Origin of the sequence: Paenibacillus sp. FSL P2-0089 (assembly GCF_038595095.1) — a bacterium.
Taxonomy (GTDB): domain Bacteria; phylum Bacillota; class Bacilli; order Paenibacillales; family Paenibacillaceae; genus Paenibacillus_AQ; species Paenibacillus_AQ silagei.
Genome location: NZ_CP152006.1, coordinates 594933 through 610277 on the forward strand (window position 1 = coordinate 594933; position 15345 = coordinate 610277).

At 52.3% G+C, this 15345-nt stretch carries 7 protein-coding genes; 4 read left to right on the forward strand and 3 right to left on the reverse strand.

Annotated elements, in window-relative coordinates; translation table 11 throughout:
- Positions 1–88 precede the first annotated feature (88 nt).
- Positions 89–1864: an ABC transporter ATP-binding protein gene (locus tag NST69_RS02395; RefSeq protein ID WP_342548387.1), complete on the reverse strand. Its 1776-nt coding sequence runs from the start codon at positions 1862–1864 to the stop codon at positions 89–91.
- Positions 1851–3626 carry an ABC transporter ATP-binding protein gene (locus tag NST69_RS02400; protein WP_036730671.1) on the reverse strand — a complete coding sequence of 592 codons (1776 nt, stop codon included), beginning with the start codon at positions 3624–3626 and terminating at the stop codon, positions 1851–1853. Before NST69_RS02400 ends, NST69_RS02395 begins: the two co-directional genes overlap by 14 nt.
- Positions 3627–3857: 231 nt before the next feature.
- Here NST69_RS02400 and NST69_RS02405 point away from each other — a divergent pair, with 231 nt between their 5' ends.
- Entirely contained in the window at positions 3858–5237 is a 1380-nt protein-coding gene (locus tag NST69_RS02405) for an amino acid permease (protein WP_342548388.1), read from the forward strand.
- A gap of 467 nt (positions 5238–5704) precedes the next feature.
- A complete protein-coding gene (locus NST69_RS02410; RefSeq protein WP_342548389.1) occupies positions 5705–6145 on the forward strand; it encodes a GNAT family N-acetyltransferase in 441 nt (146 codons plus the stop codon).
- 53 nt (positions 6146–6198) lie between these two features.
- On the opposite strand, the gene NST69_RS02415 is transcribed toward NST69_RS02410, so the two are convergent.
- The gene (locus tag NST69_RS02415; protein WP_342548390.1) at positions 6199–7173 is read right to left on the reverse strand and encodes a DUF4003 family protein; all 975 of its coding nucleotides are present in this window, start codon (positions 7171–7173) and stop codon (positions 6199–6201) included.
- A 170-nt stretch (positions 7174–7343) separates the two neighbouring features.
- On the opposite strand from NST69_RS02415, the gene NST69_RS02420 reads away from it, so the two are divergent.
- Positions 7344–9737 carry an NdvB protein gene (locus tag NST69_RS02420; protein WP_342548391.1) on the forward strand — a complete coding sequence of 798 codons (2394 nt, stop codon included), beginning with the start codon at positions 7344–7346 and terminating at the stop codon, positions 9735–9737.
- A gap of 545 nt (positions 9738–10282) precedes the next feature.
- Positions 10283–15316, forward strand: a complete 5034-nt coding sequence (locus NST69_RS02425) for an AAA domain-containing protein (RefSeq protein WP_342548392.1) — start codon at positions 10283–10285, stop codon at positions 15314–15316.
- Positions 15317–15345 lie beyond the last annotated feature (29 nt).

Here is a 15345-nt window from a genome sequence, read left to right on the forward strand (position 1 = left end):
CTTGCTGCGGTTTTTGGCGATTTCTTATTTGAGACTATATAAATTGAACTACAAGTACAATCTATATAGCCTTATCCTGCACTGCACATCAAGCTTCCATCTTCTGCGCCGTATACAGCCGGTGGTACAGGCCGCGGCGGGCGATCAGCTCGTCATGGGAGCCGCTCTCGGCAATGCCCTTGTTCGAGACATACATGATCCGGTCGCAGTTTTTCACCGTAGACAGGCGGTGCGCGATGATGAACGAGGTGCGTCCCTTCAATAGCTCGTTCAGCCCCTTCTGGAGCAGACGCTCGGTCTGTGCATCGATGGAGGAGGTAGCCTCATCCAGGATGAGAATCCGCGGGTTGGCCAGCAGCGTTCTGGCGAACGAGATCAGCTGCCGCTGCCCTTGGGAGAGCTTGGAGCCGCGTTCGTTCACCTCGGTCTGGTAGCCCTGATCGAATTCGCGGATGAAGTCGTCTGCGCAGACTGCCTTCGCGGCAGCGATAACCTCTTCCTCGGTCGCATCCGGTCTGCCGTAGCGGATATTATCCAGAATGGTTCCCGAGAAAATGAAGCTGTCCTGCAGCATGATCCCCATCTGGCTGCGCAGCGATTTCAGCGTGATCTGCGAGATGTCCTGCCCGTCGATCAGAATGCGTCCGCCAGTCAGGTTATAGAAGCGCGAGATCAGGTTGACGACGGTGGTCTTGCCGGCACCGGTCGGACCAACCAGAGCAACGCTCTCTCCGGCTGCGACATCGAAGGAGATGTTCTCCAGGATATTCAGGCCCGGATCATAGGCGAAGGTGACATCATCGAATGTTACCCGGCCTTGAACCGGCGGGAGCGCCTTCGCACCGGGGATATCGCTTACCGTTACCGGCTCATCCAGCGTCTCGAAGATCCGCTCCAGATAAGCCACCGCATTAATGAAGTTATTGTACAGGTTCGATAGATTCAGGATCGGCTGCCAGAAGCGGGCAGCATAGCTGCTCATGGCGAGAATGACGCCCAGCGTCATGTTCTGCGGGTCCAGAGTCAGCAGGCCGACCAGGAAGATCATAGCCGTAACAATGGTAGACAGGTTATCGACACTGAACGGAATCAGAATGTTGTAACGCAGCGCCTTCATCCAGGCCGTGCGGAAGTTGCCGGCCAGACGGGTGAAGATGCCTTCATTGCGCGTCTCCCGCGAGAACATCTGTGTGACGCCGATGCCGCTGATGCTCTCCTGCAGATAGGCATTCAGGTTGGAGCTTTTGTTCGATACCGCCTGCCAGGCCCGGCGCTGCCGGGTCTTGATCAGCAGCATGACGCCGAGGAACACCGGCAGTCCGGCCAGAATGATGAACGAGAGCCGCACATCCACGGCGAACATGAACACCGCGATGAAGATCAGGTTCACGATTTCCAGGATGAAGTTGATAATTCCGTTCGACAACACATCGGAGACCCCGTTGACGTAGTTCACGACCCGGATCAGGATTTTACCCTGCGGCCGGTCGTCATAATATTTGAACGGCAACTCTTGTAGATGCTTGAACAGGTCGGTGCGGATATCGAAGATAATATCCTGTCCGACGCTCGTCATAATTCGCGAGCGGATCGTAGCCAGAATGACGCTGACCACGATGGTTGCCAGCATCAGCAGGGACCAGCCCGCCAGCGCTCCCATGTCTTTGGCCGGAATCGTCACATCCACGACATGCTGCATGATCAGCGGAGCCGACAGGGCAATCGCCGCCGACAATGCGCTAAGCGCGAACGCGATAAGCATCGGCTTCTTCTTGCGTCTGATATAGACCATGGCCCGCCGGAAATGCTTGATATTGAACGGCGCTTCCAGATTCTCATCGACATCGAATTTATTTCTGGCCACTTTCGGTCACCTGCCTTCCAATGCCCTCGTTCTGAAGCATGAATACATCATAGTAATACCCCCGCTTCGCCAGCAGCTCGGCATGGGTTCCTTCCTCAATCAAACGCCCGCCCTCCAGAATCAGAATGCGGTCAGCCTGGGCGGTAGTGGATACCCGCTGCGCAATGATGATCTTCGTGCAGGGGTACTCCAGCTCACGCAGGCTGCGCTGAATATGCTCCTCCGTCTCCAGATCGACCGCAGAAGTCGTATCATCCAGGATCAGAATCGGACGTTGGACCGCCAAGGCGCGGGCCAGCGCAATACGTTGCTTTTGACCCCCGGATAATCCGACACCGCGTTCCCCCACTACGGTATCGTAGCCTTCAGGCATTTTGACAATGAAATCATGGGCAGCGGCCAGAGCCGCGTAAGCCTTCGCATCCTCCTCAGGCAGATCGGGATCGCCGTAAGCGATGTTGCCGTCAATGGTATCGGAGAACAGCAGGACATCCTGCGTAGCCATCCCGATATTCCCCCGCAGCTCATCCAGCTCCAGCTCCCGGACATCTCTGCCGTCTACCAGCACTCGCCCGCCCGCCACATCATAGAAGCGTGGAATGAGATTGATGAGGGAGGTTTTGCCGGAGCCGGTGGCTCCCATGATCGCAATGGTCTCGCCGGGGGCTATCGTGAAGCTCACATCATCAAGCACGGTAGCGTTATCATATTTAAACCGGACATGGTCGAATTCAATCCGTCCCTCATAGCGGCGGCGCTCCACCGGGTTATGGTCATTGGCAATTGCCGGACGGGCGTAATAGATATCGACGATTTTGGATAAGCTGGCAAAGAAACGCTGAATATCATTAATAATAATTCCGATATTGCGCATGGGGTTCGAGACGGCCCAGATCAGCGAGGAGAACGCCGTGAACTCACCGAAGGTAATCCGCCCCTCCATCACGTAGTAACCGCCGGCCAGCATCAGCACAACGTTGAAGCCTTGAGCGAAGGTCTCCAGATAAGGGAAGTAGTCAAGCCAGACGAGGGCTGCTTTTTTATTCGCCACCGCGTAGTTGACATTCTTCTCCGTGAACTTGGCAATCTCGAACTCCTCACGGGCAAAAGCCTTCACCACACGGTTCCCCGAGATATTCTCCTGTGTCGTCGTATTGAGCTGGGACAGCCGCTCGCGCAGGTCGATGTACATCGGGCGCACTTTCTTGGCGAAGATAAAGGCCACCACAAAAATCGGCGGTGACAGGATCAGCATCCACAGCGTCAGCTTCACATCAATCGTGAGAAAATAAATGACGGCTGCCAGGAAAATCGTGAGCGATTCAATAATCGTCTTGAAAATCCACGCCATCGAGTGGCGGACCATATCCAGATCCCCCGTCATTTTGGTCATCAGGTCCCCGGTGCGGTTGCGGTCATAATATTCCCGGTCCTGGCCCTGAATCTTGTTGTACAGATAAATCCGGATATTGTACATCATATTCTGTGAAGAAATTTCGTACTGCATGGTCGTGAAGTATGCCAGCCCTGTACGTAGCAGGGAGAAGCCGATCATGCCCAGGCAAAGCGCAATGAGCAGCCCGCGTCCTGTAGCAAGATTCGCTCCTGCGTGGTCACCGGCAATGAACGTATCGACAATGCGCTGGCTGATGTAGGGGTTCACAATCGTAAGACTTGAGCCCACCACTGAGAGGCAGAGCGCCACGATATACCGCGCCCGGTTGCCCTCCAGGTTCTGCCACAGCCATTTGATTTCAAACATCTGATCACCTGTTTCCTGTTGTCTTGTGATAAACAAAGTGATTATAACACTATGAACCAAAATGTATAGGGATACGCTTAATTTCTTTTTACAAAAGCTTGAACTTTGTAATGGAGTAATTCTGCATTGCGTTAATGTATGTCACAGCATACAATGATGCTTACATATTAAGATAGATTGCGTTGAGTACATGTGAGGTGTACAGGTGTACATATGAGGGGGAGCATTTCGTTGGAATCCAAACAGTTAACCAGAGGACTTAAGCCACGGCATATCGAGCTGATCGCACTGGGCGGCACGATTGGCGTGGGATTATTCATGGGCTCGGCAAGCACGATTAAGTGGGCGGGGCCTTCCGTGCTGCTAGCGTATCTTTTGGCAGGAATCATTATGTTTTTTGTGATGCGGATTATGGGGGAGATGCTGGTGGTGGAGCCGGTGACTGGTTCGTTCGCCACTTTTGCCCATAAATATATCAGCCCGCTGGCCGGCTTCCTGACCGCCTGGAGCTACTGGTTCCTATGGGTGACGGTAGGCATGGCCGAGGTTACGGCAATTGGAATCTATGTCGGGTACTGGTTCCCGGATATCCCGCAGTGGATTCCGGCGCTAATTGGTGTGGGCATCATTGCAGCAGCCAATCTGGCGGCGGTGAAGCTATACGGGGAGTTTGAATTCTGGTTTGCGATGATCAAGGTGGTTGCCATTGTCGTGATGCTGGTGATCGGCACCGGGGTGATTTTCTTCGGTCTCGGAAATGGCGGGCAGCCGCTCGGACTGTCCAATCTCTATAGTCATGGCGGTTTTTTTGCCGGAGGACTGAAGGGCTTCCTGTTCGCGCTCTGCATTGTCACGGCGGCCTATCAGGGGATTGAGCTGGTGGGGATTACGGCAGGGGAAGCGGAGAATCCGAAGCAAACGCTGCGAAAAGCGATCAAGAATATCATCTGGCGCATTCTGATCTTCTACGTGGGGGCCATCTTCATCATTGTGACCATCTATCCGTGGAATGAGATCGGGGAAATCGGCAGTCCGTTCGTGTTGACCTTCGCCAAGGTCGGGATTGTCGCTGCGGCCGGCATTATCAACTTCGTGGTGCTGACAGCGGCGATGTCGGGCTGCAACAGCGGAATTTACAGTGCGGGAAGAATGCTCTACACCCTCGCCCAGAACGGACAGGCTCCGAAGTTCTTCGGCAGAGTCTCGGCCAGCGGAGTGCCCCGCAACAGTATTATTACAACGATCTCCCTGCTGCTGGTCGGCGTGCTGTTCAACTATCTGATGCCGGACTCCAAGCTGTTTCTCTATATTTACAGTGCCAGCGTGCTTCCGGGAATGATTCCGTGGTTCGCCCTGGCTTTCAGCCAGTTCAGATTCAGAGAGCGGTGGGCAGGCGAGATGGCAGCCCATCCGTTCAAGTCCCGCTTTTTCCCGGTCAGTAACTATATTATCATTATCTTCCTGTCGCTGGTCATCATCGGCATGTGGTTCAACCCGGATACCCATCTGTCGCTGATCGTCGGCGCGTCGTTCCTGGCTATTGTTGTGGCGGGGTATTATGCGTTTGGGATCGGCAGACGCCGGATGCCCGGGGATGGGGAGGAAGGGTAGGGCTGTTATAACGAACAGAGCATGTCTCCGGCAAGTGCGGGACATGCTCTTTAATTTGAGCGTTAGGAGGCCGCCTGTAACCGGGGCGTATGAATCAAACAGTGGAGTGGCTGTAGTAACTGAACATAATAAATAAGTGGATAAACGTCATCTAATTATAGAAAAATCGTTGTTTGGGGAAGTTTAGTTGGAAATTATACACCTACTCCAGCCGAATACAGGTAACATTGCAAATAGGGCAGAATTAAGTGTCATAAATCCAACTAACTTCCGTCACCCTGGAAATGGCTCATCAACAAGTGCCGGAAATCCAATTATTGAGGACGCATGCTACCAGGATAAAGTTTGAAACTTAGAGAGGGGAGGGGATTTGTTCCTTTTTGACGAATATACACCACCATTAACATAATGAATTGATAAGCATAAGAAGCATATGGATTGCTGTAGTATTAATCACTGGAGGGTGAATGATGGTAACGATAAGGAAATGTACCATGGAGGATGTTCCTCAGGTAGCTGAATTATCTGAGATGTGGGCAAAAGAAGCGGTTACTTTCGCTTATCCAGCATCGAACACTGACAAGATTGCTCAGCGTATAGGGGATTATTTCTGGATTGCCGAGAAGCATGGACGGGTCATTGGATATACTCATGGAGCCATTCAAACATCCCAGTATTCGGTATTCCCTAATAACGCTTTATTTCTAGAGATTTATGAAGTATACGTCCATCCAGAGTACAGGGCAGATGGAGTAGGTCATCAGTTGGTGGACAAAATCATAAGTGAAGCTGAGCTACACGGTGTAGCTCATGCACTCGTAGGTTCTTCTAATTTGGATTGGAAACGAAGTGTCGGATTTTATGAGCGGCATGGCTTCAAGATGTGGTATGTCCAAATGTATCGTTAATAAAAAGGCTTCCGAAGCAAACTACGCTCCGGAAGCCTTTTGCATGTCAATTCCTAAGACGAAGCTGCCGCCGCCGCAGAGGCCGCTGCTACAGCAATCGCCGTCTGCTGGGCAATGATGATGTTGGTCAGGCTGGTAGATAGTGTGGATTGAATAATGCCGTTTCTCACATCCTCGACATATTGATAGGAGACGAGTGCGGCAGACAGCAGGAGCAGCTCCTGCTTGTTGATCGACCAGCCGCCGAAGCCCTTCTGCGGGCGCAGGAACTCATAGGTATCCGAGACATCGCTTACCAGCTGCTGCTGCTCGTAGGGGATCAGGGACAGGATGCCAAGGGACGAGAGTGTATACTCCTTATCCAGCCGGATATCCCGTGCCCGGAACGCTTCACGCAGGCTAAGCACCCGGCTTGCAAGATCCCCGCCGCCTAGCACCAGCACCTGTGTCAGTGCCTGAACACTATTGCCGGAGAAGAACTCGGGCTTGAGCGTAACATAGAGCTGTTCCAACTGCTCCAGCCCTTGCTCTACAGGGATGTCGGAGAGGCCGAGCATGGCAGCGAAGATATAGTCATCCCGTCCGGTCAGGAAACGGTGCTTCGACCGCATCCCCTCGTAGAACGCTTGGGTGCGGTCTATGGCTGCGGCATATTGATCGTACGGAGTATGGGCAGCGATCTGATAGGCGGCAATGACCAGGTAGTCGGAGGCCCGGAATTTGCGTTCCTTTAGCAAGTCATATACAGCCAGCGTATTTGCAAGCTGCTGCTGCGGCTGGGGAGACAGGGAGAGCAGCGCAGCAATACAGATGGCTGAGGTTCCCCGGAAGGACGAGAAGCCCCGGGTGTTATCCTTGACCATCTCATGGTACAGGCGGATCGCTTCCACATTGGCCATCTTGTCTTCCACGGCGTAGAGCAAGGCGGCCAGCCGGTTCACGGAGGCATTTTGCCAAGGGAATTCCTGTTTGATCTGCTGGGCGTTAGTTACGAATAATTCAAGCCTGGCTATGTATGATTGCTTCATAGGATGCACCTCTCATCTAGTGGTAGTTATTTGGGTTTATTCTACTATAAAAACCAAAACGATGAAATTGAATCTCTTCCCGCAGACTTGCCCCCAAACCTATGAGAGCGTATTCTTGAATAAAGATTACTAGAATGATGGATATTTATTCCGGAAAGAGAGGCACTAGTATGATAAGAGCATCTGAAGATAACGAATACTATGAGCTGTCCAGTCCCACCATTCTCCCCAAGGCTTCGGGGTTTCTGTGGAATGAACAGATGATGATTCATATGAACTGCCGGGGCTATGCGGTAGCCCAGTTCATGCAGCCGGAGCCGGCCAAGTACTCCTATGCGCCGAATCTGGAGGCCAAGACGTTCATGCAGCCGGAGCAGCCTTATTATGCCCATCACCCCGGCCGCTTCGTCTATGTCAAGGATGAGGAGAACGGAGAGCTGTTCTCTGCCCCTTATGAGCCTGTCCGCACCCCTCCGGATCATTACACTTTTGCGGTGGGTAAACATAATATTGTATGGACCATCGAGAAGAACGGGATCGCGATAGAGATGATGCTAAGCCTGCCTAAGGATGAGCCAATGGAGCTGTGGCGGGTGAAGGTGACCAATCTGTCTGCGGCGCGGCGGAGGATCAGCATCTATCCCTACTTCACCATCGGCTACATGTCATGGATGAATCAATCCGGCGAGTATAAGGAAGCCTTGCAGGGAATCGTGGCTACAGCGGTCACACCTTATCAGAAATATCAGGATTACGACAAAATCAAGCATCTGAAGGACAAAACCTTCCTGCTGGCCGACCATGCCCCGGCCTCCTGGGAAGTGAATCAGGAAGCCTTCGAGGGCGAAGGCGGAATCGGCTCGCCGTCCGCGCTTAAGAGCGAACGGCTGGCGCAAGGCGAAGCCCGTTATGAGACCCCGGTCGCCGCTTTGCAATACAGTCTGGATCTGGCTGCGGGGGAAGAACGTGAATACCGCTTCGTCTTCGGCCCGGCCCGGAGTGAGCAGAGAATCGCGGAGATCCGCCGGAAGCTGTTCCTGGATACCGATGCGGCAGGCGAGGACGGATTCGTGCGCGCCGAGCGGGAATATGCGCAGTACATTGCGGAAGGCAGAGGGAGCATTGAGATCTCCACCCCGGATGCGGACCTCGACAATCTGGTCAACCACTGGCTGCCCCGGCAGATGTACTATCACGGGCAGACCAACCGCCTGACGACCGACCCGCAGACCCGGAATTATCTGCAGGATAATATGGGGATGAGCTATCTTAAGCCGCAGACGGCAAGAGAAGCGTTCCTGACGGCCTTAAGCCAGCAGGAGGCCAGCGGAGCGATGCCGGACGGCATTATTTTGCATGAAGCGGCTGAACTGAAATATATCAATCAGGTTCCGCATACAGACCATTGTGTCTGGCTGCCGATTTGCCTCAGTACCTATCTGGATGAGACCGATGATTACAGCATTCTGGATGAGGAAGTATCGTATGCGGGCGGCCTGGAGACAGGACCTGTGCATGAGCATATCGACCGGGCGGTGCAGTGGCTGCTGCATGAGCGGGATGAGCGCGGCCTGAACTATATCAATCAGGGGGACTGGTGCGACCCGATGAATATGGTAGGGTACCGGGGGCAAGGCGTGTCCGGCTGGCTGACCATCGCTACCGCGTATGCGTGTATGGTCTGGGCGGATATTTGTGAGCGGAGCGGCCGTACGGATATCGCCAAGACCTTCCGTCATGCGGCGGAGGAGACCAATGCGCTCGTCAATCAATACTTCTGGGATGGCGAGTGGTATGCGCGGGGAATTACTGATGACAATGTAGTGTTCGGAATCAGCAGCGACAAGGAAGGCCGGATCTTCATTAATCCCCAGGGCTGGGCGCTGCTCAGCGGTGCGGCCGATGAGGAGAAGCGGGCGAAGCTGATGAAGTCGGTCCATGAACAGCTGGAGACCCCGTATGGAGTGGAAAAGCTCGCCCCGTCCTATACCGCCATGCGCGAGGATGTGGGCCGGGTGACCCAGAAGCATCCGGGGACAGCCGAGAACGGCGCAGTCTATAACCATGCCGCAGCCTTCTATATCTATGGCTTGTATGCGGTGGGTGAGCAGGACCACGCGTACCGTCTGCTGCGTAAAATGCTCCCCGGGCCCGATATCGAGGATATCATCCGGCGGGGCCAGCTCCCGGTGTTCATTCCTAATTACTACCGGGGCGCGTATAAGCAATTCCCGCAGACTGCCGGACGCTCCAGCCATCTGTTCAATACCGGAACCGTTCCCTGGGTATACCGCTGTCTGATCGACGGATTGTTCGGGCTGCAAGGGAACCGGGAAGGGCTGCAGGTGAAGCCGCAGCTTCCTTCCGGCTGGCAGGAGGCCACCGTGAAGCGCAGCTTCAGAGGCGCTGAGCTGCAGATTGAGATGAAGCGTGAGTCCGGCGTAGCGGCAATCGAGGTATATCTGGACGGACAGCTTGTGGAAGATGGTGTTCTGAAGGAACTGAAACCGGGTAAGCAGTATCAGGTGCTGGTTAAGATTCCGGCTGGGGCTGCCGGACGATGAGCGTAAATAATCTCGGCTGCTGGTAGTAGACCATCAGAATTTAACAAGTGATTTCATTCCATAAAAGCGGTAAGGTAAGAAGCTGCCTTCGTAGCGAAAAGACGGGTATAAGTGTATTCTGTGCAACTAAAAACAGTGAACCGGGTGGACTTCTTCTTCTAATTGTAGTCTGTACAACTAAATTTGCCCGGATGGGCGAAAATCCAGGTATAGGGGCATTTTAATTGCACGAACTACATCTAAACGGAGATTTGGCGGCACATAGGGCAATTTAGTTGTATGAATTGCAATTAAGCCTACCTCTTGCACTCTAATCGGGGTGAGGTAACCGCTCAGAAAGCCATTAGTTATAGTAATTCTCACATGTTTAGATCTGATGTGCTACTAAATAGTAGTATCTTTTTAGCAGATTTTGATGAGGCGCGGGCCATCCGCGTCTCTTTTCAGTTATTGAAATTATTGGTATTGCAACATAGCTGATTATATTATAATTAGGTTAAAAAATAGGATCTTTGTCGTAAAGAGGCAGAGAAGAAGGGCTTTGTATGGGAATTAGCGAAGAGCAGAAGAGCGCCGCGAAGCAGAAGCTTATTCAGGTGTTTACCTATCTACAGGCTTTGCATCAGCTGAAGCAGCCGATAATCAAGCGTATAGCCAGTCAGTTATGGTCGCAGTCTCTTGCGGAACTGCCGACACATTCTAATGTAGTGTGTGATTTTACAGCGGGGATAAGCCCTTCTGAACGTATAGAAGATGAAGTGCCTGAGATTCTGCTTCGTGTGAAACGGCCCGATAAGACAGCATGCCCCAAGCCGCCGGAGCTGCTGTTGCGCTGGATGAAGCCGGAATGGGAGAAGATTCATGCCCGGGCGGAGCGTATGGAGAGTATGAACAGCTACAGAGAAGCTGAGAACGGTGAATATGAAGCTTACGTGGAACGTTTCGATCAAGATCATGAGAGAGTAAGCCTGTGGGACAGCTGGATTCAGGAGCGTGAACACTGGCAACAGCGGGAGTGGCCTGTTCGCCGAACGATTAAGCTGTTCGAGGATTTGTACACGCTATATTCTTGGATTGACCGTGAACGTGATGCTGTGGAGTTGATGATTGGCGACGGTATTCTGCACTGGGAGCTGGCACCGGAACCGGTTCACCATCCCGTACTTTTACAAAGAGTCGAGCTTGCCTTCAACCCCGAGGGTCCTGAATTTACAATCACGGCTACCGATACCGCACCTGAGTTCTATAGTCCGTTGTTCAGGGATATTCCTGAAATAAGCCCAGGTTCTCTCAAAAGATGTACCGGAGAATTGCTGGAAGCTCTATGCTCTCCTTTGGGCTATAGCGATACGGATGATTATTTACGGAGAATATCAGGCTACTTGTCGGCACAAGCACAGTTTATTCCTTACCATGGAACCTCTGCACCTGCTGCCCTGGACAAGAAGGCCATTTATATCCAACGAGAGCCGGTTCTTTTTCTGCGCAAACGTTCTGCCGGCTTCGAGCATGCTTTTGAAGAGATCATCGAAGACTTGAAAGTTAGAGAAGAACCGCCTCAGGCCATCGCGCGAATTACCGGAATTGATCCCGGAGAGGCTGCCAACCCAGCGAATGTATTTTTCTATACTAATCTCAATGTAAATGGCGAGAGTGAGGACGTTCTGTTCACCAAAGAAGCAAATTCAGAGCAGCTCGATATCGCCCTGAAGCTGGGCAAATACGGATCGGTACTGGTTCAGGGACCGCCGGGCACCGGGAAGACGCATACTATTGCCAATTTGCTCGGGCATTTTCTGGCAGAAGGCAAAAGCGTACTTGTAACAAGCCATACCTCAAGGGCGCTAGCTGTACTGCGTGATAAAGTGGCCGGGCCGCTTCAGGATCTATGTGTCAGTGTGCTGGATGATGTCAGTGGACAGAAGCAGCTTGAAACCTCAATCGATACGATTACTTCCACCTTAAGCTCGATATCCATTGACCAGACAGAAGCAGAGGTAGAACGGATGAACGCTGAACGTAAATCCTTGCTGGACAAGATCAGGGACGTTGAAGAACGGCTGCAGTTCTCCAGAGAGAGTGATTACCGGCCTATTGTGATGTGGGGAACGCAGTACGATCCTTCCGCAGCGGCCAAATTAATCGCTGAAGGCCGGAATACGATGGAGCTGGTTCCGGGGAGCATAGTGCCCGGCCATGTTTTTCCGCTTACTTCAAATGAATTAGACCAGCTATACAGAAGCTCGGAAATCATCAGTATACTGGATGAGACGGAATTTCAGTACTTACACAGTCGAGTAGAACTACCTGTTACTCCTGATATATTCCATAAGCTTGTACAGGAGAATCAGCATTTGTCCACAATAGAGACTAGCAGACATATCCCTTACTGGGTAACAGGAGCCGAGGTGCAACCAGATAAGCTGCTTGTTGCCCTACAACAGCTGCGCCAGGCATTTGGAACCGTTACTGAGGACGAATGGAAGCTGGATCTAGTTTCAACCAGGGAAACGGACAAAAACGATTGGATTGACCTGCTGGAAGAAATGGAGAAGTGGGTTGAACTGTATCGTATAGCGAGAACTGCCCGGTATAAATATGGTTTTGATTATCTGTCCGATACCGATTTGCAGCCACTGCTGCCTATTTTGGAGGAAATGAAGCGGTATCTGGAAGCCGGGGGGAAGCTGAATACCTTCCAATTGCTGCTTAAGAGACAGTGGAAAAAGACCTGCGAGCTGATTGCGCCTCCCGGCAAAGCCCTGGAAGAAGTTGACGCTGCTTACTTGGACGCACTGCTGGCGATGGGGGCGTATCAGGCTCAGCGTTCCAAGTCTATCATCCGCTGGAAGCGTCAGGTAACGGATCGGGGCGGATATGATCTGGCGGAATTTGGGCCGCAGCCGGAAGAGCAACTGGATAACGTTATTCAGGAGATAAGCAGCCTGCTGTACTGGAGACAGACCAGCTTCGATCCGCCGCTTCATTCTCTAGAGAGTGAGGGACTGCTGTGGGATGTCCTTCTGAATGCTAAGCCCATGCCTGTAGGCAGACATATGGAATGGCATCACCTCCGGGAACTTGCAGAACAAGAACTGCCTCTTATTATAGATTCATATCTTCAAGCTAAGAGATGGACTTCGGTCAAAAGTCAGATTGCAGAAGCAGGCAGGATGGCTGATTCGCTGGGAGATTCCCGTTCCGCTATAGCCAGCCGTCTGCAACAAGGTGTAATCCGGCTGGACCCGGCACTCTATGAACAGGCATATGAGGAGGTTCAGCAGCTGTGGGATAAAAGCGCATTAATCGCCCAAAGGGGAGCCTGGATTCAACAAGTGCAGAAGAGCGCACGGGAGTGGGCGCTGGCACTTAAGGATAGAAGCGGAATCCATGGAAGTTATCGCGCACCGGAAGGCCTTGATACCGCCTGGCTGCTCAAACAGCTGGATATGGAGCTTGATGAGCGGGGGAGCATCCCGGCGCAGCATCTTCAGGAAGAGCTGGCGGATTCCCGTAAGAAATTCAAAGCAATCACAGTTCAGTTAGTGGAGAAGAAGGCTTGGCTGGCACTGGCTCGTAAAACTACGCTCAAGCAACAGAATGCGCTACATGGATGGAAGCTGCTGATGAAGAAGGCCGGCAAGCGCACAGGAAAAGCTGCACCTCATCTTCTGGCTGAGGCTCGAAAGCTGATGCCGGTCTGCCAGACTGCTGTTCCGGTCTGGATCATGCCGACGTATAGAGTGGTAGACAGCTTTACACCGTCTGAGAACCGGTTTGATGTGGTGATTGTGGATGAAGCCAGCCAGGCCGATATTATGGCGCTGACCGCTCTGTATCTGGGAACCCAAATTGTCGTGGTGGGGGATGATGAGCAGGTAAGTCCGGAAGCAATCGGCCAGCGGCTGGATGAGACCAGAAGGTTAATGGGGGCGCATTTGGAGGGGATACCCAATGCTGCGCTTTATGATGGAAGTACCTCAATCTATGATTTAGCCAAAACTTCATTCGCGGGTATGACGCAGCTTCGTGAGCATTTCCGCTGTGTGGAGCCGATTATTCAGTTCAGCAATCTGTTGTCCTATAATGGCTCAATTCTTCCGCTGCGGGATGCCAGCGGGGTCTCCACTAAGCCGTATACAGTAGAGTACCGGGTGGAAGGAGCGAGCCGGAACGGTAAGCGCAATGAGGCTGAAGCAGAGGCAATTGCATCTTTGATTCTGTCTGCGATCCAGTTGGAAGAATACAGGGATGCAACCATCGGTGTAATTACATTGCTTGGCGAAGAACAGGCTATTCTGATTGATCAGTATCTGCACAAGTATATTCCGGCGACTGAATATCAAAGGCGGAAGATACGCTGCGGGAACTCTGCCCAGTTTCAGGGAGATGAGCGTGATATTATTTTCCTGTCCATGGTAGATGCTTCTGAAGAGATGGTGCCCCTGCGTCTGATATCTGATCCGGGAAACCGCACCAAAAAACGGTATAACGTAGCTGTAAGCCGTGCCCGCGACCAGCTATGGCTTATTCATTCGCTGGATGCCTCTATCCAACTCAAAGAAGGGGATTTGCGGAAACAGTTAATTGAATATGTCAAAAATCCGTATTCAGCAGATGAAGCATATAAACGTCATGAGCCCGTGCTGGAGTCCGAATTCGAGCGGCAGGTTATGCGCCGGGTGACGGGGGAAGGCTATAGAGTACTTCCTCAATGGAAAGTTGGGGCCTACCGGATTGATATGGTTGTTGAAGGAGGCGGGAGACGTCTTGCGGTGGAATGTGATGGAGACAAATGGCATCCGGCAGAGAAGCTTAAGGAAGATATGGACAGACAGTCTATACTGGAACGCCTGGGCTGGAGCTTCGTGCGGATTCGCGGTGGAGAATATTTCCGGAATCCGGAAAAGGCGCTGCAGCCGCTGTTCCGCAGACTGGAAGAGCTGGACATTCCGCGTGAGCTTCATCGTCAGGAGACAGAACGGGCTTCCGAAGATTCCGCTGAGCATGGGCTGAAGGCGTCTATCATCAACAGGGCAGCGCAGATCCGGCAGGAATGGCACAAGGTAGAGCAGGAATCGGCTACGGAGGAGCAGCCATCCGAGGAGGATATATCTGCGGAGTATGTAATAGATGTAGCCGGGTTCAGATCAGCGGAGGAAGAGGCTGTTGACGAATTCTTTTATCAGGAAATCAGCGGGCAGCCAAATCTCACAGACTATTGGACAGAAGAAATGCGTAACAGGGAAGAGGAGCGGCAGGCGGCAATGGAACAGGAGCTTGTCTTACTGGAATCGATTTCTGGTCTGGAAGTGCACTACTGGAACGATTCTAAAGTTCGGTCAGATGGGCTGGATGAATATATGGACCGGGGCTCCAGATTTAATTTGCGGGATTATCTGCAAGCCAATAATCTGCAATTTATAGATACAAGAGATCAGGACGGCTCAATTTGGGTAATTAAGGACTTGAACATGGTCAGGCATTTACCGGCATTGCGGCAGATAGGGCTGACGTTTACTTATGTAAAAGAAGGTGTGTACGCTACCCGCTGGAGGGCTGCGTGGTATTGCAGATAAGGCGAATTAAAATTGTGATAGAGGAGGCT

What these genes read in the sequence shown, in the direction of transcription:
- NST69_RS02410 (WP_342548389.1), top strand. Translation starts at nt 5,705, where the DNA reads ATGATGGTAACGATAAGGAAATGTACCATGGAGGATGTTCCTCAGGTA.
- NST69_RS02400 (WP_036730671.1), bottom strand. Translation starts at nt 3,626, where the DNA reads ATGTTTGAAATCAAATGGCTGTGGCAGAACCTGGAGGGCAACCGGGCG.
- NST69_RS02420 (WP_342548391.1), top strand. Translation starts at nt 7,344, where the DNA reads ATGATAAGAGCATCTGAAGATAACGAATACTATGAGCTGTCCAGTCCC.
- NST69_RS02415 (WP_342548390.1), bottom strand. Translation starts at nt 7,173, where the DNA reads ATGAAGCAATCATACATAGCCAGGCTTGAATTATTCGTAACTAACGCC.
- NST69_RS02425 (WP_342548392.1), top strand. Translation starts at nt 10,283, where the DNA reads ATGGGAATTAGCGAAGAGCAGAAGAGCGCCGCGAAGCAGAAGCTTATT.